At 72.0% G+C, this 21478-nt stretch carries 18 protein-coding genes and 1 pseudogene; 16 read left to right on the top strand and 3 right to left on the bottom strand.

All coding sequences use genetic code 11. The annotated features are described in order from the left end of the window. Positions 1-973, top strand: a 973-nt coding sequence (locus EEJ42_RS25150; protein WP_123103157.1) for a VWA domain-containing protein, incomplete at its 5' end; no start/stop codon positions are given. Between the two features lie 743 nt (positions 974-1716). Here the strand turns inward: EEJ42_RS25150 and EEJ42_RS25145 are convergent. Both EEJ42_RS25145 and EEJ42_RS25140 read right to left on the bottom strand, forming a co-directional pair. Further along, a complete protein-coding gene (locus EEJ42_RS25145; protein WP_123103153.1) occupies positions 1717-2619 on the bottom strand; it encodes a serine hydrolase in 903 nt (300 codons plus the stop codon). Continuing rightward, on the bottom strand, positions 2616-3506 hold the full coding sequence (locus EEJ42_RS25140) for a LysR family transcriptional regulator (protein ID WP_246097352.1): 891 nt from the start codon (positions 3504-3506) through the stop codon (positions 2616-2618). Before EEJ42_RS25140 ends, EEJ42_RS25145 begins: the two co-directional genes overlap by 4 nt. A 161-nt stretch (positions 3507-3667) precedes the next feature. On the opposite strand from EEJ42_RS25140, the gene bla reads away from it, so the two are divergent. Both bla and EEJ42_RS25130 read left to right on the top strand, forming a co-directional pair. Continuing rightward, positions 3668-4588, top strand: a complete 921-nt coding sequence (gene bla, locus EEJ42_RS25135) for a class A beta-lactamase (protein ID WP_123103149.1) — start codon at positions 3668-3670, stop codon at positions 4586-4588. Positions 4589-4696: 108 nt separating this feature from the next. Then, positions 4697-5017: a hypothetical protein gene (locus EEJ42_RS25130; RefSeq protein ID WP_123103147.1), complete on the top strand. Its 321-nt coding sequence runs from the start codon at positions 4697-4699 to the stop codon at positions 5015-5017. 160 nt (positions 5018-5177) lie between these two features. Here the strand turns inward: EEJ42_RS25130 and EEJ42_RS25125 are convergent, their stop codons facing one another. Further along, entirely contained in the window at positions 5178-5711 is a 534-nt protein-coding gene (locus tag EEJ42_RS25125; RefSeq protein WP_123103145.1) for a kinase, read from the bottom strand. 141 nt (positions 5712-5852) lie between these two features. On the opposite strand from EEJ42_RS25125, the gene EEJ42_RS25120 reads away from it, so the two are divergent. The 13 genes and pseudogenes from EEJ42_RS25120 to EEJ42_RS25060 all read left to right on the top strand — a co-directional run bounded on the left by EEJ42_RS25120 (position 5853) and on the right by EEJ42_RS25060 (position 21410). Further along, entirely contained in the window at positions 5853-6545 is a 693-nt protein-coding gene (locus tag EEJ42_RS25120; protein ID WP_123103143.1) for a GntR family transcriptional regulator, read from the top strand. A gap of 26 nt (positions 6546-6571) precedes the next feature. Further along, positions 6572-7474 (top strand): dihydrodipicolinate synthase family protein, encoded by a 903-nt coding sequence (locus EEJ42_RS25115; RefSeq protein WP_123103141.1) that lies wholly within the window; start codon positions 6572-6574, stop codon positions 7472-7474. Further along, positions 7471-9201, top strand: a complete 1731-nt coding sequence (araD, locus tag EEJ42_RS25110; RefSeq protein WP_123103139.1) for an L-arabinonate dehydratase — start codon at positions 7471-7473, stop codon at positions 9199-9201. Before EEJ42_RS25115 ends, araD begins: the two co-directional genes overlap by 4 nt. A 116-nt stretch (positions 9202-9317) precedes the next feature. Next, a complete protein-coding gene (locus EEJ42_RS25105) occupies positions 9318-10256 on the top strand; it encodes a carbohydrate ABC transporter permease (protein ID WP_184503262.1) in 939 nt (312 codons plus the stop codon). Further along, positions 10253-11176 carry a carbohydrate ABC transporter permease gene (locus tag EEJ42_RS25100; RefSeq protein ID WP_123103137.1) on the top strand — a complete coding sequence of 308 codons (924 nt, stop codon included), beginning with the start codon at positions 10253-10255 and terminating at the stop codon, positions 11174-11176. The genes EEJ42_RS25105 and EEJ42_RS25100 overlap by 4 nt, the downstream gene beginning before the upstream one ends. 40 nt (positions 11177-11216) lie before the next feature. After that, a complete protein-coding gene (locus EEJ42_RS25095) occupies positions 11217-12449 on the top strand; it encodes a Gfo/Idh/MocA family protein (protein ID WP_123103135.1) in 1233 nt (410 codons plus the stop codon). Beyond that, positions 12446-13270, top strand: coding sequence for a DUF6807 domain-containing protein (locus EEJ42_RS25090; RefSeq protein ID WP_123103133.1), 825 nt, complete (start codon positions 12446-12448; stop codon positions 13268-13270). Before EEJ42_RS25095 ends, EEJ42_RS25090 begins: the two co-directional genes overlap by 4 nt. Then, complete coding sequence (locus EEJ42_RS25085) at positions 13267-14808, top strand: glycoside hydrolase family 43 protein (RefSeq protein ID WP_123103131.1); 1542 nt, start codon at positions 13267-13269, stop codon at positions 14806-14808. The genes EEJ42_RS25090 and EEJ42_RS25085 overlap by 4 nt, the downstream gene beginning before the upstream one ends. A 604-nt stretch (positions 14809-15412) precedes the next feature. Beyond that, positions 15413-16348: pseudogene (locus EEJ42_RS25080) on the top strand (pectinesterase family protein); the annotation flags it as partial. Continuing rightward, the gene (locus EEJ42_RS25075) at positions 16345-17676 is read left to right on the top strand and encodes an ABC transporter substrate-binding protein (RefSeq protein ID WP_123103127.1); all 1332 of its coding nucleotides are present in this window, start codon (positions 16345-16347) and stop codon (positions 17674-17676) included. The pseudogene EEJ42_RS25080 and the gene EEJ42_RS25075, both read left to right, overlap by 4 nt. An 82-nt stretch (positions 17677-17758) precedes the next feature. Next, the gene (locus EEJ42_RS25070) at positions 17759-18571 is read left to right on the top strand and encodes a rhamnogalacturonan acetylesterase (protein WP_123103125.1); all 813 of its coding nucleotides are present in this window, start codon (positions 17759-17761) and stop codon (positions 18569-18571) included. A 34-nt stretch (positions 18572-18605) separates the two neighbouring features. Continuing rightward, positions 18606-19907, top strand: a complete 1302-nt coding sequence (locus tag EEJ42_RS25065) for a pectate lyase family protein (RefSeq protein WP_123103123.1) — start codon at positions 18606-18608, stop codon at positions 19905-19907. 282 nt (positions 19908-20189) lie between these two features. Continuing rightward, positions 20190-21410 carry a right-handed parallel beta-helix repeat-containing protein gene (locus EEJ42_RS25060; protein WP_123103121.1) on the top strand — a complete coding sequence of 407 codons (1221 nt, stop codon included), beginning with the start codon at positions 20190-20192 and terminating at the stop codon, positions 21408-21410. The last annotated feature ends 68 nt before the right edge of the window (positions 21411-21478 follow it).

Raw genomic sequence — 21478 nt, 5'->3', positions numbered from 1 at the left:
CCTCGCCGCAGCCGCCCCCGGCATCCGCGCCGCCGCGCGGAACGCGGCCGCGAAGGCCGCCGGGGCCGTACGGGAGGAGGGCGCGCTGATGCGGGCGTGGGGCGTCGGCCCCGGCGAGCTGGAACGGATGCCGTTCGACCAGCGCGCCCGGCTCGCCGAGCGGCTGCGCACCGGCCGTCTGGCCCGGTGGGCGGAACTCATCGGCCGCTTCCGGCAGATGGCCGTCGGTGAGCGCGCCCGCAAGGTGGAGAACGCCACCGGGGAACTGGTCGGCGTCACGCTCGGCGACGACCTCTCCCGCGTCATCCCCTCCGAGCTGGCCAACCTCGGACTGCCCGAGCTGCGGGCGGTGTTCGCCGCGCGCTACGCCGCCGGGGAGCTGATGCTGTACGACAGTGAGGGGGAGCAGGCCACCGGGCAGGGCGCCATCATCGCGTGCGTGGACACCTCGCACTCCATGTACGAGGCGGGGCCCGGCGGGGTTACGCGGGAGGCGTGGGCCAAGGCGTGCGCCTTGGCGCTGCTGGATCAGGCCCGTGCGGCGGGGCGTGACTTCGTGGGGATCTTGTTTTCCGCCGCCGACAAGGTGCAGGTCTTTCGCTTCCCGGCCGGGCAGCCTGCCGGGATCGACCGGGTGCTCGACTTCGCGGAGACCTTTCTTGGTGGCGGAACCAGCTATCAGGCGCCGTTGTCGGTGGCGAGTGAGGTGCTGGGGGAGGAGTTCAACGATGCCGCGCGGAGGCGGGGGGACATCGTGATGATCACCGATGACGAGTGCGGGGTCACGGAGGAGTGGATGCGGGGGTGGAACGACGCCAAGCGGTTGTTGGGGTTCCGGGTTTTTGGTGTGGCGGTGGGGGCGGCGCGGGCCGCGGAGGCGGGGTCGGTGCTGGAGGCGTTGTGCGACAACCTTCGTGTGGTGGAGGACCTTGGGGATGTGCATGGTGCGGCGGATTTGTTCCGCGTGATCTAGGGCGGGGGTCTTTCCCCACCCCGCCCCTTCCCGAACCCGGGGCTCCGCCCCGGACCCCGGTTGAGGGCTCCGCCCCCAAACCCCCGCTCCTCAAACGCCGGAGGGGCTGGGGGTACTGCCGGAGGGGCTGAGGGAACGCGCGGGAGGGCTTGGGGTTGCGCCAGGAGGGGCTGAGGCGCGCCCGGAGGGGTTGGGAGCTGGACCCGGAGGGTTTGGGGTCTCGGCCTGGAGGGGCTGGGAGCTGGGCGTGGAGGAGTTGAGGGTTATGCCCGAAGGGGCTGGGGTTGGGGTGCGCTCGGAGGGTCTGGGGCGCGCTCGGAGGGGCTGAGGCGCGCCCGGAGGGGCTGAGGCGCGCCCGGAGGGGCTGGGGTGCGCGCGGGAAGGCTGGGGGTTGCGCCCGGTGGGGCTGGGGTTGAGCCCAGAGGGGCTGGTCTGCGAGGGCCCGGCCGGCGTGTGGGGCCCCGCCCCTGGCCCCGCCCGTCGGGCGCCGGAGGGCTGGGGTTGGGGCGTCTCCGCCCTGGGCCGTGTTCCTTAAGCGTCGGAGGGCCTGGTGGTTGCGCCCGGAAGGGCTGGGGATGCGTCCTGCACCCGGAGGCGTCGGGGGCTGGGCCCGGAAGGGATGGGGTGTCGACGGGCTAGGTTGTGGGCAATCGTTCCGCTGGGCGGGACGGGTGGGCACAACCTGGCCACGCCGCCGCAGCCGCCCGCGAAACCGTTAGTGGCACCCCATGAAGCGCACCCCGTCACAGCTGGCGCAAATGATCCCGCAGGGCGCGGGCCACCTGGGACATCAACGCCTCCGCGCCCGGCTGGAGCGCGGCCGGGACCTCGGACTCCGTCAGGGCCGCCACGACGAAGGACTGGCCGTCGGCGTGCTCGACCACGCCCACCTCGTGGCGGAGGTTCAGCAGGGTGCCGGTCTTGGACGACCACTTCGTGGCATCCGAGCTGAAGTCCGGGGCGAGGCGGTGCCGCAAGACGTTGTGGGCCATCAGCTCGCGAACCCGCTCCGCCACCTCGGGGTGGATCTTCGACGGGGTCCACAGGGCCTGGAGCAGATCGACGTAGGAGCGCGCGCTGCCCGTGTTGGCGCGGGTCGTGTCGAGTTGCGGGACCCGGTGGCCGCGGCCGCCCGTTCCGGCGCCGATGGCGAGGGCGTGGGCCAGATCGACCTGGGCGGCGTCGAAGCGTTCCACGGGGGTGTCGGACAGCTCACCCATCGTGTGTCGGACGGTGATGTCGCGCAGCCCCAGCTCGTGCAACAGATCGCCGACCTGAGCGGGCGGGGTGAGGCCGAACAACGCGTCGGCGGCCGTTCCGTCGCTCAGGCAGGTGCTCAGGTAGAGCAGGTCGTCGACCGCGACCCGCGCCGGGTGGCGGAAGCGGCTCAGCCCGGTGGGACCGGGTGTGGTGATCCGGCCGGGGTGTACGTCGAGCATCGTCGCCCCGTCCAGCTCGCCCCGCCGGATGCGTTCCGCCGTGGCCAGCGCGAGCGGGACCTTGACCAGGGAGGCCGACGGGAGCTGGATGTCGGGGTCGATGCCCAGCTCGTCTCCCGTGTCCAGGTCCCGTACGAGGAAGCAGCCGCGCAGGCCGCCGTCGTGCAGCTGCCGCCGCAGGTCGTGGAGCAGGGCTTCGGTGTTCACCAACCAGGTTCCGTTCCGGAGCTTTCGGCGCCCAGGCAACGGGCCACGGCCCCGCCCAGGCGCGCTTCGATGTGCTGGGGGCTGCCTTCCGCGGTGGCGAGGGCGTACCCCCGGCCGAGGGCCAGTTCGCCGACGGGCCGCCAGTTCAGGCCGAGTTCGGCGGCCTGCGCGGGAGAGCACAGCAGGACGTCGTGCGTACCGAAGACCTCCGCCACGGCCGTGGTCAGGTCGGGCGCGGCGACGATTTGGGCGGGCCGCAGGCCGACCGCGTCGCGCAGTCGGGTCAGCGGGTCGCGGATGTGCGGCACGTCGTCCTCCGGCTGGATCCAGACGCGCCGGGCCGGGCCGGAGGAGGCGCGTCCGACGCGCAGCGTCTCCAGGTAGACGCGCTTCACCTCGGGGTCCACGGCACCGGCGAGCCCGAGCGGTACGCGCCACGCCGCGTCGTCCGGCACCACCGCGAGCAGGGCGGCCCGCACCTGCTCGGCGTGGAGGAGTTCCCGGCGCCGTGCCGGTGCCGCGACGCGGAGGTCCAGGGTGACGCCGAGCCCCCGCGCCTCGGCGACGAGCCGGGCGAGACCGGCCGTGGTGCAGATGCCGGGCACGGCGAGCCGCCACGGCTTGCGCTTGACGGCTTCGGCCTCGTGCAGCAGCACATCCGCCGCCTGGACGAGCTGCCGGGCCGTCGGCAGCATGTCGCGGCCGAACGGAGTGAGCACGGCCCGCCGCGAGGTGCGCTCGAACAGCGGCTCACCGAAGCGTTCCTCCAGGGCGGCGACGCGGCGGCTGGCCACCGACTGGGACATCCGGGCAGCGGACGCGCCGACGGTGAAACTGCCGTGCTCGCTCACGCTGACGAACGCACGGCATGCCCCCACGAGATCCACAGCTCGCAACCCTATGCCAGGTCTGCGTTATGCCGAATCCGCATGAAGTGGCGCGTGAGCGTATTGGACCGCATGAGTGCCCGATGGCGAAGGTGTTCCCAACTCGCCGACCAACTCGCCGACCAACTCACCGGCCAGCACTGGCTCTTGGAGGCCGAACCATGCGCTACACCCGTGCCCGCCGCACCGCCCTCGGTGCGCTCGCCGCGCTCGCTCTCGTCCCGCTCGTGGCCTGCGGCCAGGGCAACGCCACGGCCGCACCGCCCACGGCCTCGTCATCCGCGCCCGCCACCACGAAGCCGTACACCGGCGAGCTCAAAGCCCTGGAGCGCGAGTACGACGCACGGCTCGGGCTCTACGCCATCGACACCGGCACCGGACGCCAGGTGGCGTACCGGGACGGTGAGCGCTTCGGCTTCCACTCCACGTTCAAGGCGCTCGCCGCCGGAGCCGTGCTGCGCAAGTATTCCCTGAGCGGGATGAACAAGGTGATCACGTACTCCCGTGACGACCTGATCGACAACTCGCCCATCACCGAGAAGCACGTCGACACCGGAATGACCCTGCGCGAGCTGTGCGACGCCGCCGTCCGCTACAGCGACAACACCGCCGCCAACCTGCTGTTCGACGCGATCGGCGGGCCCAAGGCGCTCGAACGCGAGGTCAGGAGGGTCGGGGACGACGTCACGCAGGTGGAGCGCATCGAGCCCGAGCTGAGCAAGTGGGTTCCGGGCGACACGCGGGACACCACCACGCCGCGTGCGCTCGCCAAGGACCTGCGCGCTTTCGCCCTCGGCGACGTCCTGCGCAAGCCCGAACGCGCCCAGCTGAGGACGTGGCTGAAGACCAACACCACCGGGGACGCCCTCATCAGGGCCGGGGTGCCCAAGGGCTGGGTGGTCGGCGACAAGACCGGAAGCGGCTTCTACTACGGCGCCCGCAACGACATCGCCGTGGTGTGGCGCCCGGACGCCGCGCCCATCGTCATGGCGGTCCTGACGAACCGCGGCGCGAAGGACGACGTGCACGACGACAAGCTGATCGCGGAGGCGGCCTCCGTGGTCGCGGACACGCTGTCGTAGCCCGGCGCGGGTGCCACGCGCGTACCACGCACCTACCACTCCCGCCCGGTGCCATGGGTGGTGCGGACGGACGGAAGTTCGTCCGACGCAGAGAGCGAGGGAGCACGCATGCGCATCCAACGTCTCGTCGCCACCGCCGCGGTGCTCGCGGCCGGGCTGGGCGGAGCGATCGTCTCGGCCCCGACCGCCACGGCGGCGCCGGGTCCGGCCCAGGCGGCGGTGACCCAGACCGACGTCACGCCGAAGTCCTGCCCGCCCAACGCGCCGCCGCCGGATGTCGGGCCTCAGTTCCGGTGCCTGTCCTGGTACCCGACGGAGGCGGAGTGCAACGCGGGCGTCAAGGAGAACGTCGAGCACACCCCGTCGATCGGCGGGTACTGCCAGCCCGCCCCCGACGGCTGGTGGGGCTTCATCCACCCGGGCCCCTGACACCCGGGCCCCTGACACCCGCGTGCCTGACACCCGCGTGCCTGACACCCGCGTGCCTGACACCCGCGTGCCTGACACCCGCGTGCCTGACACCCGGGTGCCTGACACTCGGGTCCCCGAACGACTGGTTCAACCCGCCGGTCCCCGCGAGCGCCGCGTCTCAGCCGCGCTCGCGGGGACCTCGTCGTATCAGCCCGGATTCGCGCAGCACCCGCTCCACCGTCTCGTCGAGCCCGCTCGTCGCCGGGATCACGGTTTCGGCGCCGCCCGGCAGCAGGTCCAGCGGGCGGTACCAGTCGCGCAGCTCCGCCTCGCCGTACTCGGCCGCCTGCGGCTTCGTGGCGTGGCGGCGCACCGTCTCGGCGAACGGCACGTCGAGGTAGTACGCATGGGTGCGGCCCCGGTGGTCGTCGCGCAGGGCGTCGAGCATCGCGCCGTAGTGGGACGCGTACAGGATGCCCTCGACCACCACGTGGTAGCCGTGGTCGAGGGCGTAACGCGCGACCGTGTCGATGAGGCCGATGTTCGCGCCGTCCGGGACGTCCCGCTCCCGCAGCACGTCACGCCGCAGCGTGTCCTGGCCGACCAGGGCGAGGCCCCGCCCGTAGCGGGCGCGCAGCCCGGCGGCGACGGAGGACTTGCCGGAGGCGGAGTTGCCGCGGAGGAGGATCAGCCGCGTCGTCGGGGAGCCCATTAGCACCCCGACGACGTTACCTGCACCGAAAGTTGAAGTTTCGTCAGGACCGTTGACGAATCCATGAGGCCGCCCTAACTTCATCGCGTCGTACTTCGTACGTCATATATGAGACGCGATACGTGAGATCTGAGAGCCCCCATGGACATCGCCCCCAGCCCGATTCCGTCCCGTACCCAGTACGTGCTGGAAGCGGTCAAGCACGCCATCCTGACGGGACGGCTGCGGCCGGGGCAGCCGCTTGTGGAGACCGAGCTGGCCGCGCAGTTCGGGGTGTCGAAGACGCCGGTGCGGGAGGCGCTGAAGACCCTCGCGGGCCGGGGCCTCGTGGTGATGAGCGAGTACAAGGGCGCGACCGTCCGGACCGTCGACACCGCGATGGCGCGGGCCGTATACGACGTACGGCTGCTGCTGGAGCCCGAGGCGCTGCGCCGGACCGTCACCGCGCGGGCGAGCCTGGCGGCGGCGGGGGCCGCGCTGGAGCGGTCGGACGCGGCGGCCGACCCGGCGGACCGGTCGCTGGCCAACCGGGACTTCCACCGCTCGCTCTACCTCCCCTGCGGCAACCCGCTGCTGACCCGGATGCTCGACGAGCTGCGCGACCAGGCGGCGCTGGTGTCGGCCGTCGCCTGGCAGGCGGTGCCGTCGTGGGAGCGGGAGGCGCGGGAGCACCGGGAGATCCTGGCCCGCGCGCACGACGGGGACGCCGACGGGGCCGCCCGCGCGCTGCACCACCACATCTCGTCCTTCGTCCAGCGGGCCTTTCCCGACCCGGACACCGCCGCGGACAGCACCCCGAACAGCACCGCGCAGACCAACGTGAACACGAACTAGCCCGAACACGAACCAGAGAGGCCCGTATGGACTTCACACCGCTGAGAACCGCGCTCGCGGACGTCGTGGCGATCCCGGTGACCCCGTACGACGCCACGGGCGCCGTCGACCGGACCACCTACCGCGCCCTGCTGCGCCGGCTTCTCGACGGCGGCGTACGGGCCGTCACCCCCAACGGCAACACGGGGGAGTTCTACGCCCTCACCCTCGAGGAGCGCCGGCTGTGCACCGAGCTGAGCGTCGAGGAGGCGGGCGGCCGGGCCGCCGTGCTGGTGGGCGTCGGGCAGGACGTGGCGACGGCGGTGGACGCCGCGCGGCACGCCCAGGAGGCCGGGGCGCAGATGGTGATGGTGCACCAGCCGGTGCACCCGTACGTGTCGCAGGACGGCTGGGTCGACTACCACCGCGAGATCGCGGAGGCGGTTCCGGAGCTGGGCGTGGTGCCGTACCTGCGCAACCCGATGATCGAGGGCGCGGCGCTGGCGGGCCTCGGCGAGGCGTGCCCGAACGTGATCGGCGTGAAGTACGCGGTCCCCGACGCGGCCCGCTTCGCGGCCTTCGCGCGGGACGCGGGCCTCGACCGGTTCGTCTGGGTGGCCGGGCTCGCCGAGCTGTACGCGCCCTCGTACTGGGCCGTCGGCGCCACCGGCTTCACCTCCGGCCTGGTCAACGTCGCCCCGAAGGTCTCGCTGGACATGCTGGGCGCGCTGCGCGCCGGGGACTACGCGGCCGCGATGAAGGTGTGGGAGCAGATCCGGCCGTTCGAGGATCTGCGGGCCGCCCGGCAGTCGGCCAACAACGTGACCGTGGTGAAGGAGGCGCTGGCCGCGCTCGACCTGTGCCGCCGCGACGTCCGCCCGCCCAGCCGGCTGCTGCCGGAGCCGCAGCGCGCGGAGGTCGCCGAGCTGATACAGGGGTGGGCGCTATGAGCCGCCCGCGCAGAACACCGGAGGAGCTGCGCAGCCACCAGTGGTACGGCACCGAGGGGTTACGCACCTTCAGCCACCGGGCCCGCACCCGCCAGCTCGGCTATCTGCCCGAGGAACACCTCGGCAAGCCCGTCATCGCGATCCTCAACACCTGGAGCGACATCAACCCCTGCCACGTCCACCTGCGCGACCGCGCCCAGGCGGTCAAGCGCGGGGTCTGGCAGGCGGGCGGCTTCCCCCTCGAATTCCCGGTCTCCACCCTCTCCGAGACCTTCCAGAAGCCGACGCCGATGCTGTACCGGAACCTGCTGTCCATGGAGACCGAGGAGCTGCTCCGCTCGTACCCGGTGGACGGCGCCGTGCTGATGGGCGGCTGCGACAAGTCCACCCCGGCGCTGCTCATGGGCGCCGCCACCGCCGATCTGCCGACCGTCTTCGTGCCCGCGGGGCCGATGCTGCCGGGGCACTGGCGCAACGAGGTGCTGGGCTCGGGCACCGACATGTGGAAGTACTGGGACGACAAGCGGGCCGGGCTCATCGGCGACTGCGAGATCGCCGAACTGGAGCGCGGCATCGCCCGCTCGCCCGGCCACTGCATGACCATGGGCACCGCCTCCACGCTGACGGCCGCCGCCGAGGCGCTGGGCGTGACGCTGCCGGGCGCCTCGTCCATCCCGGCCGTCGACTCCGGGCACGAGCGGATGGCCGCGGCCTCCGGGATGCGCATCGTCGAGCTGGTGTGGCAGGACCTGCGGCTCTCGGAGATCCTCACCCGGGACGCGTACGAGGACGCGGTCACCACCGTGCTCGCGCTCGGCGGCTCCACCAACGCCGTCATCCACCTGATCGCCATGGCCGGGCGCTCGGGGGTGCGGCTCACCCTGGACGACTTCGACCGGATCGCCCGTACGGTGCCCGTCCTCGCCAACCTGCGGCCCGGCGGCCGGTATCTGATGGAGGACTTCCACTTCGCCGGGGGGCTGCCGGGCTTTCTCTCCCGGCTGACGGACACGCTGCACCTGGACCGCCCCACCGCCGCCCACGCCACCCTGCGCGAACAGCTCGACGGCGCCCTCGTGCACAACCCGGACGTCATCCGGCCGCGCGACAACCCCCTCGCCGAGGAGGGCGGGGTGGCGGTGCTGCGCGGCAACCTGTGCCCGGACGGCGCGGTCATCAAGCACATCGCCGCCGATCAGCACCTGCTCGAGCACACCGGGCCGGCCGTCGTCTTCGACGACTACAAGACGATGCAGGCCACCATCAACGACCCCGGCCTCGGCATCACCGAGGACACCGTGCTGGTGCTGCGCAACGCCGGTCCGCTCGGCGGGCCCGGCATGCCCGAGTACGGGATGCTGCCCATCCCCGACCACCTGCTGAAGAAGGGGGTGCGGGACATGGTGCGGATCTCCGACGCCCGGATGAGCGGCACCAGTTACGGCGCCTGCGCGCTGCACATCGCGCCCGAGTCGTACGTCGGCGGGCCGCTCGCCCTCGTCCGCGACGGCGACCTGATCACGCTCGACGTGGCGGCGCGGGTGCTGCGGCTGGAGGTGGACGACGCCGAGCTGGAGCGGCGCCGGGCCGAATGGACGGCCCCGCCGCCCCGCTACGAGCGCGGCTACGGGGCGCTCTACCAGGAGCAGATGACCCAGGCCGACACCGGCTGCGACTTCCGCTTCCTGGCCCGGGAGGGCGCGGTGCCGGAACCGTACGCGGGCTGAGCCGCCAGCCTGATCGAAAAAATTTTTGCACGGTATTTCGAACGTCGTACGGAAAGCGCTTCCTCGCACGCGAATCGCCGCAGTAAGCGCTTCCCCCTGAGAACGGAGAAGCAGTCATGGCCAACGCCGTGGCGAAACAACCCCGGGTCGCTCCGCGCGGCACCCGGCGCCGTACGGGAGCGACACCACGCCGCCTCCCGTACCTGCTGATCGCCCCAGCCGGGCTGCTGATGCTGGGCTTCATCGCCTATCCGATGCTCAGCGTCCTCTACTACAGCCTTCAGAACTACAACGTCACCAAGCCCTGGCGGAACGGCTACGCGGGCTTCGAGAACTTCACCCGCATCTTCACCGACGACCCGCAGTTCTGGGACGCGCTGGCCTTCAGCGGCAAGTGGGTCGTCACCGAGGTGCTGCTCCAGCTCGTCCTCGGCGTCGCGCTGGCCCTGCTGGTCAACCAGACCTTCATCGGACGCGGCATCGCCCGCGCCCTGGTCTTCTCGCCCTGGGCCGTCTCCGGGGTGCTGACCACCACCATCTGGATGCTGCTGTACAACCCGTCGACCGGCATCAGCCGCTATCTCGCGGACGCCGGGATCGGCACGTACGGCACCTCCGTGCTCTCCGACACCGGCACGGTCTTCTGGGCCGCCGTCCTCGCCGAACTCTGGCGCGGCGTCCCCTTCTTCGCCATCCTCATCCTCGCCGACCTCCAGTCCATCCCCAAGGACCTGTACGAGGCGGCCTCGGTCGACGGCGCCGGGCGGGCGCGGCAGTTCTTCCACATCACGCTGCCGCACCTGAAGGACGCCATCGTGCTGTCGACGCTGCTGCGCGGGGTGTGGGAGTTCAACAACGTCGACCTGCTCTACACCCTCACCGGCGGCGGTCCGGCCGGGCAGACCACCACGCTGCCGCTGTACGTCGCCAACACCGGGATCAACGGCCACGACTTCGGCTACGCCTCCGCGCTGACCACCGTCGCCTTCGTGATCCTCCTCTTCTGCTCGATCCTCTATCTGCGCCTGAGCAAGTTCGGAGGCGACACCAAGTGAGAGCCGCACCCGCACCCGCATTCGCGGAGCAGGGCAGCAGCACCGCCCCGACCGCCCCCGCGGCCCCCGTTCCGCCCGCCGCCTCCGGCAAGCGGCGCGGACGCTCGGCCGACGACGGCGTACCGCGCTGGCAGATCTACGCGCCGCTGGGCCTGTACCTGCTGTTCACCCTCGTCCCCTTCTACTGGATGCTGCTCTTCGCGCTCCGCCCCGCGGGCTCCACCTCGCTGGTGCCGTGGCCGGTCACCGGTGAGCACTTCGCGAAGGTCTGGAACGAGCGCGCCTTCGGGACGTTCTTCCAGAACAGCATGATCGTCGGCGTTGCGTCGCTGCTGATGACGACCGTGGTCGCGCTCGCGGGCGGCTACGCCCTCGCCCGCTTCGACTTCCGCATCAAGAAGGGCTTCATGCTGGCCCTGCTCGCCTCGCAGTTCATCCCGGGCGCGCTGATGCTCGTACCGCTCTTCGAGATCTTCAAGAACCTCCAGATGATCAACTCGCTGGGAAGCGTGATCATCGCGGAGACCGTCTTCCAACTGCCCCTGTCCATCATCCTCATCAGCGGCTTCATCAAGAACGTGCCGGTCTCCCTGGAGGAACAGGCCTGGGTCGACGGCTGCGGACGGCTGCGGGCCTTCGGCGCGGTGGTACTCCCGCTGCTGCGGCCGGGGCTGATCGCGGTCGGCTCCTTCGCCTTCGTGCACAGCTGGAACCACTTCCTGTTCGCGCTGATGTTCCTCAGCTCGCAGGACATGCAGACCATCCCGGTCGGCCTCAACACCCTCATCGGCGCCGACAGCGTCGACCTGGGGGCGCTGGCGGCGGGCGGTGTGATCGCGGCGGTGCCGGTCGTCATCGTCTTCGCCTTCATCCAGAAGTGGCTGATCACCGGCTTCAGCGCGGGTGCCGTCAAGGGCTGAGCACCCCGTCAGTTCAGTACGCGGACAAGGAGGTCCGACCATGCGCACGACGCACCCCCCAGGGCATGGGGCTGCCGAGGCGAGCACACCCGTACCCGTCGTCCTCGCGGGCGCGCGGGGGCACGGCCGCTGGCACCTGGAGAACATCCGGCGGCTGGCGGGGGAGGGGCTGGTGCGGCTCGCCGGGGTGTGCGAACTCCGGCCGCTCACTGCGGAGGAGCTGGGCGACGGCTTCGGTTTCGGCGAGCCCGGGGTCGAGCCCGTGCAGTCCGGTGACCTCGGCGCGCTGGTGGCCCGTACCGGTGCTCAGATCGCCGTCATCTGCACCCCGATCCACACCCACGCCGACCTCGCCCTCACCGCCGCCGCGCAGGGTGCGCACCTGCTGCTGGAGAAGCCGCCCACGCCCTCCTACGCCGAGTTCACCCGGCTGAGCGAGGGGCTCGCGGACCTCGAGGCCGCCTGCCAGATCGGCTTCCAGTCGCTCGGCTCCCACGCCCTGCCCGCCATCCGGAAGCTCATCGCCGACGGTGCCATCGGGGCCGTACGGGGCATCGGCGCCGCCGGGGCGTGGTCGCGCGACGAGGCGTACTACACCCGCGCGCCCTGGGCCGGGCACCGCACCCTGGACGGCCGCGACGTCATCGACGGCGTCCTCACCAACCCCCTCGCCCACGCCGTCGCCACCGCCCTGCGCATCGACGGCGCCGACCGCGCCGAGGACATCACCGCCCTGGAACTGGAGCTGTACCGGGCCAACGACATCGAGGCCGACGACACCTCCTGCCTGCGCATCCGGACCTGCTGGGGCACCACGATCACCGCCGCCGTCACCCTGTGCGCGGAGGAGCCCGGCGAGCCGTACGTCGTCGTCCACGGCGACCGGGGCCGCATCACCTTCTGGTACAAGCAGGACCGGGTCCGGGTCGAGCGCACGGGAGCGCCCCCCGAGACCACCCACTACGCGCGCACCGACCTGCTGGAGGACCTGGCGGCCCACGTGCGCGACGGCACCGAACTGCTCGTCCCACCGGACCGCACCGGCGCGTTCATGCGCGTCGTCGAGGCGGTCCGCACCGCCCCCGCACCGGTCCCGCTGCCCCCCGACGCCTGGCGCACCGAACCCGGTGCGGCGGGCGTGTCGGCGGGCGCGAAGCGGCGCGTCGTCACCGGCATCGACCAACTGGTCACCGCCGGGGCCGAGCGCCTCGCTCTGTACTCCGAACTGCGCGCCCCCTGGGCCGCACCCCCCGCGGAGGTCCCGCACCCATGAACCCCACCTTCACCAACCGTCCCCCCTGCACCGTGCTGCGCCACGAGAACCGGCCCGTCGGTACGTACGTCCACCGCCCGCAGCTCGCCGGGACGCTCGCCCCCCGCCCGTACCTGCACCCGGTACGGACCCTCGGCGGCATCACCGTCACCGACCTGCGGACCGGGGGCCATCCCGCCGCCCAGCTGGGCGTGTCCATGGCCGTACCGGACGTCTCGGGGCGGAACTTCGGGGGCGGCCCGAGCCCCGCCACCACCTACGGCAGCCAGCGCCACCTGGGCTGGCTGCTGCGCGACCCGGACGGATTCGTGGAGGAGCTGTCCTGGACCGCGGGCGGACGGCAACTGCTGCTGGAGCGGCGCACGGTCGCGGTGCGGCCCCTGTCGGCGGGGTGCTGGGCGCTGGACTTCACCACGGCGCTCACCAATGTCACCGGGCAGGACGTTTCGGGGTCCGGCGGAGGCTTCTTCTGGAGCGCGCCGCGCCGCCCGCAGCCGCCGCGGGTCTTCAGCGCGGGCGGCGACGAGGGCGGGGCCGCCGTGCACGGGCGGCCCGCGGACTGGGTTGCGCTGGCCGCCGAGGACTGGACGCTGGTCTTCGCCGGGGCGACCGGCGACACCCGGTCCGCCCCCTGGCACGTCCGCACCGGTGACCACCCCGGCGTGGGCTCGGCCCTCGCCACCCGCGAACAGCCGCTGACCATCGCCCCCGCCGACACCGTGACCCGGCGCATCGTCACCGCGATAGCGGACGGCTGCCTGGAGCGGGACGAGGCGGCGCGGATCGCGGGGCAGCTGTCGGACAAGGGTGCCGCCGTATGAGCGGACCCGCGCTTGTGTGGCGTGCCGATCTGGGCGACGGTACGTACCGCAACCCCATCCTCAACGCCGACTGGTCCGACCCCGACGTCGTCCGCGTCGGCGACGACTACTACCTCACCGCCTCCAGCTTCGGACGCGCCCCCGGACTGCCCATCCTGCACTCCCGGGACCTCGTCAACTGGCGCATCCTCGGGCATGCGTTGGACCGGCTCGAACCCGCCGACGCCTTCGCCCTCCCGCGCCACGACTGCGGCGTCTGGGCGCCCAGCATCCGCCACCACGACGGCCGCTTCTGGATCTTCTGGGGCGACCCGGACACGGGTGTGTACCAGATCAACGCCCGCGATCCGCACGGGCCGTGGAGCGCCCCGCACCTGATCAAGCCGGGCAAGGGCCTGATCGACCCCTGCCCGCTGTGGGACGAACACGGCAACGCCTACCTCGTCCACGCCTGGGCCAAGTCCCGCTCCGGCGTCAACAACCGGCTCACCGGACACCGCATGAGCCCCGACGGGCGGGAACTCCTCGACGAGGGCCGCGTCATCGTGGACGGCGACACCATCCCCGGGTGGTTCACCCTCGAAGGCCCCAAGCTCCACCGGCGCGACGGCTGGTTCTGGATCCTCGCGCCGGCCGGTGGCGTCGAAACCGGCTGGCAGGGCGCCTTCCGCTCGCGGGACTTCTTCGGCCCGTACGAGGAACGGACGATCCTCGCCCAGGGCCGCACCGACGTCAACGGCCCGCACCAGGGCGCCTGGGTCTCCACCCCGTCCGGTGAGGACTGGTTCCTGCACTTCCAGCAGCGCGGTGCGTACGGGCGCGTGGTGCACCTCCAGCCGATGGAATGGGACGACGCGGGCTGGCCGGTCGTCGGCGACGACGGTGAGCCGGTGGCCTGGTACCGCAAGCCGAAGGGCCCCGCCTCCGAGCCGTGTGCGCCCGCCGTGGACGACACCTTCCCCGACGGCCGGTACGGCCCCCAGTGGTCCTGGACCGCCAACCCGGCGGCGGGCTGGACGACCGCCCACGACGGCCCCGGCCTATGGCTCACCTGCCACCGCCACGACGCGGCGGACGACCTGCGCCGACTCCCCAACGCCTTGGTACAACGGCTCCCCGCCGAGTCCTTCACCGCGACCGTCGACCTGGCGCTGCACAGCGAGGCCGTGGGCGCCAAGGCGGGGCTGGCGGTGCTGGGCGACGCGTTCGGCTGGATCGGCCTGGAGCGGGCGGCGGACGGCGTCCGCCTGGTCCACCGCTTCGCCAGCGTCACCACCGAGCGCGAACGCGACGCGGAACACCCCCGCCCGGCCCCCGCCGCCCGGGCCCGCCTCCGCATCGAGGTCACCCCGGGGGCCCGCTGCCGCTTCTCCGCCGACACCGGCGACGGCTTCCGCCCCTCGGGCCCGGTCTTCGCCGCCACGCCGTGGCGCTGGGTGGGCGCCCTACTGGCCGTATTCGCCACGGCCCCGCCAGGCGGGGGCGCACCAGGCCACGCGGCCTTCCGGAACTTCCACGCGACGCCCGGTCAGGAGTGAGATGTCCCCCACCCCACCCCTCCCCGAAACCGATGGCTCCGCCCCCGGACCCCCAGATGCCTACACCCCGGCCCCCCATGGGGCTACGCCCCTGGCCCCCACGGGGCTGCGCCCCGGACCCGCACAGGGCTGCGCCCCGGATTCCGCGCAGGGCTGTGTCCCGGACCNCACCCCGGCCCCCCATGGGGCTACGCCCCTGGCCCCCACGGGGCTGCGCCCCGGACCCGCACAGGGCTGCGCCCCGGATTCCGCGCAGGGCTGTGTCCCGGACCGCGCTGGGGCTGCGCCCCTGGCCCCCGCCCGGGCGGGGGCATGTTGCCCGGGTTGTGGGCAGGCGTTCCGCGGGGCGGAACGGGTGGGCACAACCCGGCCCGCACTTGGCCACGCACCCCGGCCACGATGGCGCTTACCCCGGCGGCCACCGGCCCACAGCTCGGGCGCGCCCGCTTTACCCAGTGGCCGGCCACGCGGCGCCGCCGCGACCGCGCTTGGGCTGGTGGGCGCCAGCCTGCTCGTGGTGGTCGGCGGCGCGCCCAGCGCCGGCGCAACCGCCGGCGCGACCGCAGACCGGCAAACCCTGCGCGTCGCCGCCGACGGGACCGGCGACTTCCGTACCGTCCAGGCCGCCATCGACGCCGTACCGTCCGGCAACGACAAGCCCGTCACCCTCGCCATCGCCCCCGGCACCTACCGCGAACAGGTCCGCATCCCGGCCGACAAGCCGCACCTCACCCTCCTCGGCACCGGCCGGCACCGCGCGGACACGACCATCGTCCACGACACCCCCGCCGAGTACGGCGGATCCACCGGCAGCGCCACCGTCCTCATCGCGGCGAGCGATGTCACGGCCCGCCGTCTCACCTTCGTCAACGACTTCGACGAGGCGGCTCACGACCTGAAGGGCGAGCAGGCGCTGGCCATGAAGACGACCGGTGACCGGATCGTCTTCCGGGACACGGCGTTCAAGGGCAATCAGGACACCCTGATGACGGACAGCCCGAAGCTGACGACGAACAGCCGGGTGTACATCCGGGACGCGTACATCGAGGGCGACGTCGACTTCGTCTACGGCCGTGCCACCACCGTCATCGAGCGCTCCACCATCAAGGCACTCACCCGCGGCAGCGCCACCAACAACGGCTACATCACCGCCGCGAGCACCTGGAAGGACAACCCCTACGGCTTCCTGATCACCCGCAGCCGCATCGTCAGCGACGCGCCCGATCAGACCTTCCACCTCGGGCGGCCGTGGCACCCCGGCGGGGAGCCGGACGCGGTCGCACAGGTGCTCATCCGCGACACGTACCTCCCCGCCGCGGTCAAGTCCGCCCCCTGGACGGACATGAGCGGATTCCCGTGGCAGGAGGCCCGCTTCACCGAGTACCGCAACACCGGACCGGGCGCGGCGGGGTCGGAGGACCCCGCCGCGACACGGCCGCAGATGAACGAGGCCGACGCCGCGGACCACGAGGTCGCCGACTACCTCGCCGGGACGGACGGCTGGGCACCTCAACACCACACCAGGAGATGCGCTTCATGAGCAGAGCACGTGCCACCCGCACCGCCGCGGCCGTCGCCGCCGTCCTGAGCCTCGCGTTCACCGCCACCGCCTGCGGCGACGACGGGTCGACGTCGGGGGAGGAGGGATCGGGCAAGGGCACCATCACGTTCTGGGACAACAACGGCGGTCCCCGGACGAAGGTCTGGAAGAAGATCATCGCCGAGTTCGAGGCCAAGAACCCCGACATCAAGGTCAAGTACGTTCCGATCCCGATCACGAACGTGCAGTCGAAGTACGACACCGCCATCCAGAGCGGCGGCGACAGCCTCCCCGACGTCGGCGGCGTGGGCACCGCGTACCTGGCGAACCTCGCCGCCCAGGGCGCCCTGGACCCGGTCACCGACCGCATCGAGGACAGCCCCCTCAAGGGCAAGCTGATCAAGAACATGGTGGACAGCGTCCGCGCGGCGGGCGGTGACGAGAAGGAGCTGTTCTCCGTCCCGACCTCCGCGAACCAGGGCACCCTCTGGTACCGCACCGACCTGTTCACATCGGCGCAACTGCCCGCCCCGACGACCTGGGACGCCTTCTACGAGGCCGCCGAGAAGCTGACCGACAAGGGCAAGAACAAGTTCGGCTTCACCCTGCGCGGCGGCGCGGGCTCGATCGCCCAGGCGCTGGACATGATGTACGCCCAGTCGGGGATCTCCTCCTTCTGGGACGGCGACAAGACGACGCTCAACGACCCGAAGAACGTCGAGGCGCTGGAGAAGTACGTCGCCCTCTTCAAGAAGGTCACCCCCGCGGCCGACCTGAACAACGACTTCGCCAAGATGGTCGCCCAGTTCGACCAGGGCGACATCGGCATGCTCCAGCACAACCTCGGCAGTTACGTCGACCACGTGAAGCAGCTCGGCAAGGACAAGATCGCGGGCATACCGCTGCCGCCGTCCAAGGACGGGTCGGCCCGCACGATCGTCTCCAACCCGGTCGACGGCCTCGGCCTCTTCAAGGCGAGCAAGAACAAGGCCGCCGCCTGGAAGTTCATCGAGTTCGCGGCCTCCCCGGAGATGAACAGCCTCTGGAACGAGGACGTCGGCGCGATCCCCGCCAACGTCGGCGCCGCCGACGACGCCTGGATCAGCAAGGCCCCGCCGACCAAGGCCGCGCTGGAGTCGCTGAACGACCCGCAGACGAAGGTCGTCCAACTGCCGTACTACCTCCCGGACTGGAACAACATCAGCAAGGCCGAGAACGAGCCCAGCTTCCAGAAGGTGCTGCTCGGCCAGATGACCGCCAAGGCCTTCTGCGACAAGGTCGCGGACGAGCTGAACAAGGCCCAGGCCGAATGGAAGAAGAACCAGTAGGGCTCCTGATCCGGCGTACGGGGCGGCCGCACCGCACCGGTGGCCGCCCCGTACGCCCCTTACGGAAGGCTTTCGCTCCGCCATGTCCCTGACCCGAAGACACGCGGCCGCGTCCCTCGGCTCGCTGCCCCTCGCCCTCGCCGCCCCCGGCGCGGCAACCGCCGCGACAGCCCGCCGCCGCACCACCGTCCACCTCGCGGGCGACTCCACCGCCGCGACCAAGCAGCCCACCGCCGCGCCCGAGACCGGCTGGGGCATGGCCCTGCCGTTCTTCCTGGCGGACGACCGCTTCACGGTCGCCAACCACGCCGTCAACGGCCGCAGTTCCAAGAGCTTCTACGATGAGGGGCGGCTCGCCCCCATCCTGGCCGCCCTCCGCCCCGGCGACCTCCTCCTCGTCCAGTTCGGCCACAACGACGAGAAGATCGAGGACCCGGCGCGCGGCACCGATCCGCAGACCACGTATCCGCAGTACCTGCGGCTCTACCTCGACGGCGCGCGCGAGCGCGGCGCGCACCCCGTGCTGCTGACCTCCGTGGAGCGCCGCAAGTTCGACGCGGCGGGCACCGCCCAGCCCACGCACGGCGCGTACCCCGACGCCGTACGCCGCCTCGCCCGCGCCGAGCGGGTGCCGCTGCTGGACATCCAGGCGTCCAGCATCGCGCTGTGGCAGCGCCTCGGGCCTGAGGTCACCCAGGATTACTTCAACTGGCTGGAGCCGGGGGAGTCGCCCAACTACCCGGCCGGGCTCCAGGACAACACCCACTTCCAGCCGCACGGCGCGATCGAGGTGGCCCGGCTCGTCGCGCGCGAGCTGGCGGCCCGGCGGGTGCTGCGGCCGCGCGACCTGCGGCGGCTCGACGCCGCGATCCCGGACAGCTGGATCACCTGGTAGCCCCCTTTCCCCTCTTTTGCCCACAGGAGCCGTCATGTTCAGACGTCATGCCCGCGTCGCCGCCGTGCTCGGCTGCGCCGCACTCGCCCTCGGCGTGGCCCAGGGCCCGTCGGCCGCCGCCCAGGAGACCGGAGGCGCCCGGGGCGCCCTCCCGGCCGGTGACGGCTGGGCCTCCGCCGACGGCGGCACGACCGGCGGCGCCAAGGCCGACAAGGCGCACACCTTCACGGTCACCAACCGGACCGAGCTGGTGAAGGCCCTCGGCGACGGCGACGCGACCCCGAGGCTGATCCGCATCAAGGGCACGATCGACGCCAACACCGACGACGCCGGAAAGCCGCTCTCCTGCGCCGACTACGCGACCGACGGCTACTCCCTGGACGCGTACCTGGCGGCGTACGACCCCGCCACCTGGGGCAAGACCGCGCCGTCCGGCCCCCAGGAGGACGCCCGCGCCGCGTCCGCCGCCCGACAGTACGAGCGCGTCGAACTGAAGGTGGGCTCCAACACGACCATCCTCGGCGTCGGCCGGAACGCCAAGCTGCTGGGGGCCAGCCTCCAGATCCGGGGCGTGGACAACGTCATCGTCCGCAACGTCACCTTCGAGGACGCCTTCGACTGCTTCCCCGCCTGGGACCCCACCGACGGCGACGACGGCAACTGGAACTCCGAGTACGACAACCTGGTGGTGTACGGCTCCACCCACGTCTGGGTCGACCACAACACGTTCACCGACGGCCGCCGCCCCGACAGCGCCCAGCCCAGCTACTTCGGCCGCCTCTACCAGCAGCACGACGGGGAACTGGACGTGGTGCGCGGCGCCGACCTCGTCACCGCCTCCTGGAACGTGTTCGCCGACCACGACAAGACCCTGATGATCGGCAACAGCGACAGCGCGGGCGCCACCGACCGCGGCAAGCTCCGCGTCACGCTCCATCACAACCTCTTCAAGAACATCGTGGAGCGCGCGCCGCGGGTGCGGTTCGGCAAGGTCGACGCGTACAACAACCACTTCGTGGCGCCCCGCAGCGGCTACGCGTACAGCTGGGGCGTCGGCGTCGAGTCCCAGCTCTACGCCGAGGCCAACGCCTTCACGGTGCCCGCCTCCGTCGACCCCGCGACGATCATCAAGAAGTGGAAGGGCACGGCGCTGACCGCGAAGAACAACCACCTCGGCGGCAAGGCGGCCGACCTCCTCGCCCTCCACAACGCGGGCGTCCCCGATGAGCAGCTGGGCGGCGACGCGGGCTGGACCCCGACGCTGCGCACGCGCGTCGACGCGCCGGGCGCGGTGCCGGGCGTCGTGGGCAAGGACGCGGGCGCGGGCCGCCTCTGACGCCTCGCCGACCCCATGAGCAGGGGAGGTCGGGCGTAACTGGCCCCGCCTGGCCTCCCCTTCGGCCATCCGACGCCATGGTCAACTCCAATTGGACTGCCGGGCAATGCTGGTCGCAGAATGATCAAGAGTCGCCATGCTCTATCGCTGGACGATCGCGATTCCGTAATCTGAGAATCCTCGATACGGCGGCAACCTAATCTGGATCGGCGGCAACTACGCCATGGAGCGGGTCGTCCAGGATCCCACGGCCCGCTCTCTCGACGCAGAACAGGAGTTGCCATGAGAGTGAGGCGAAGCCGCGGCCGCCACCGCCGTCGCAAGGACCGCACGCTGCCGCTCGGCAGCGCGGTGATCGTGGCATCGGCCGTGGCCGGGGTGTACCTGACCGCCTCCCCCGACGGCGCGAGCGCCGTCCCCACCACCGTCTACGTGGCGCCCGGCGGCAGCGACAGCCAGACGGGCACGCTGGCATCTCCGTACCGCACGCTGGAGAGGGCCTTCGCCGTGGCGAAGCCCGGCACCACCATCGAGGTGCGCGGCGGTACGTACTACCCGACCCGGACCCTGCGCAGCTCCGTGAGCGGCACCGCGGGGGACCGCGTCCATCTGCGGCCGTACCAGGGCGAGAAGGTCAGGGTCGACGGCTCCCGGCTCCGCGACGGCGCCTCCCTGCTCTCCCTCAGCGCCGACTACTGGACCGTCTCCGGCCTCGAACTGCGCAACGCCCCCGGCGGCGGCCTCGTCTGCACCTCCTGCTCGCGCGGCGTCTTCAACAACCTCACCACGCACGGCAACGGCGACACCGGGTTCACCCTCCGCGGCGACAACACCGACGGCAACCTCATCCGGAACCTGGACTCCTACGGCAACCACGACGACGCCACCGGAGGCAAGAGAGCCGACGGCATCGCGATCACCCATGGCTCCGGCTCCGGCAACGTGATCACCGGCTCCCGCCTCTTCGACAACAGCGACGACGGCCTCGACCTGTGGATGTGGGCGAGCCCCGTCTCCATCGACCACTCCTGGGCCTGGGGCAACGGCATCAACCGCTGGGGCATCCCCGACTTCGAGGGCGACGGCAGCGGATTCCAGCTCGGCGCCGACACCGACTCCGCCCCCGCCCCCGCCCATGTCGTCCGGGCGTCCGCCGCCTGGAAGAACTCCAAGAACGGCTTCGCCGCGGGCGGCAACACCGGCGCCCTCCGGCTGCTGCGCACCACCGCCTACGCCAACGAGGGCCAGGGCTACGCCTTCCCCGACTCCCGCGTCCTGCTCCAGCAGAACCTCGCCGTCGCCAACGGCCGCGGCCAGGCCGACACCGGTGACCTGGCGGTCTCCCGCGGCAACAACTGGAAGCCGGACGCCTCGATCACCCCGCCCTTCGTGACCACCGACCCGGGCACGGCGTACGAGTCCCGCCGCCAGGACGGCTCGCTGCCGGTGACCAGCTTCCTCGTCGTAGCAAGCGCGACGGAGGTCGGCTCGACCATGAACTGACCCCTGCCGCCGGGTTTTCCCCACCCCGCCCCTCCCCGAACCAGGGGCTCCGCCCCTGGACCCCGCCC

This window comes from Streptomyces botrytidirepellens (assembly GCF_003721215.1).
Lineage (GTDB): Bacteria > Actinomycetota > Actinomycetes > Streptomycetales > Streptomycetaceae > Streptomyces > Streptomyces himastatinicus.
This window is presented reverse-complemented; position numbering and strand designations above follow the sequence as displayed.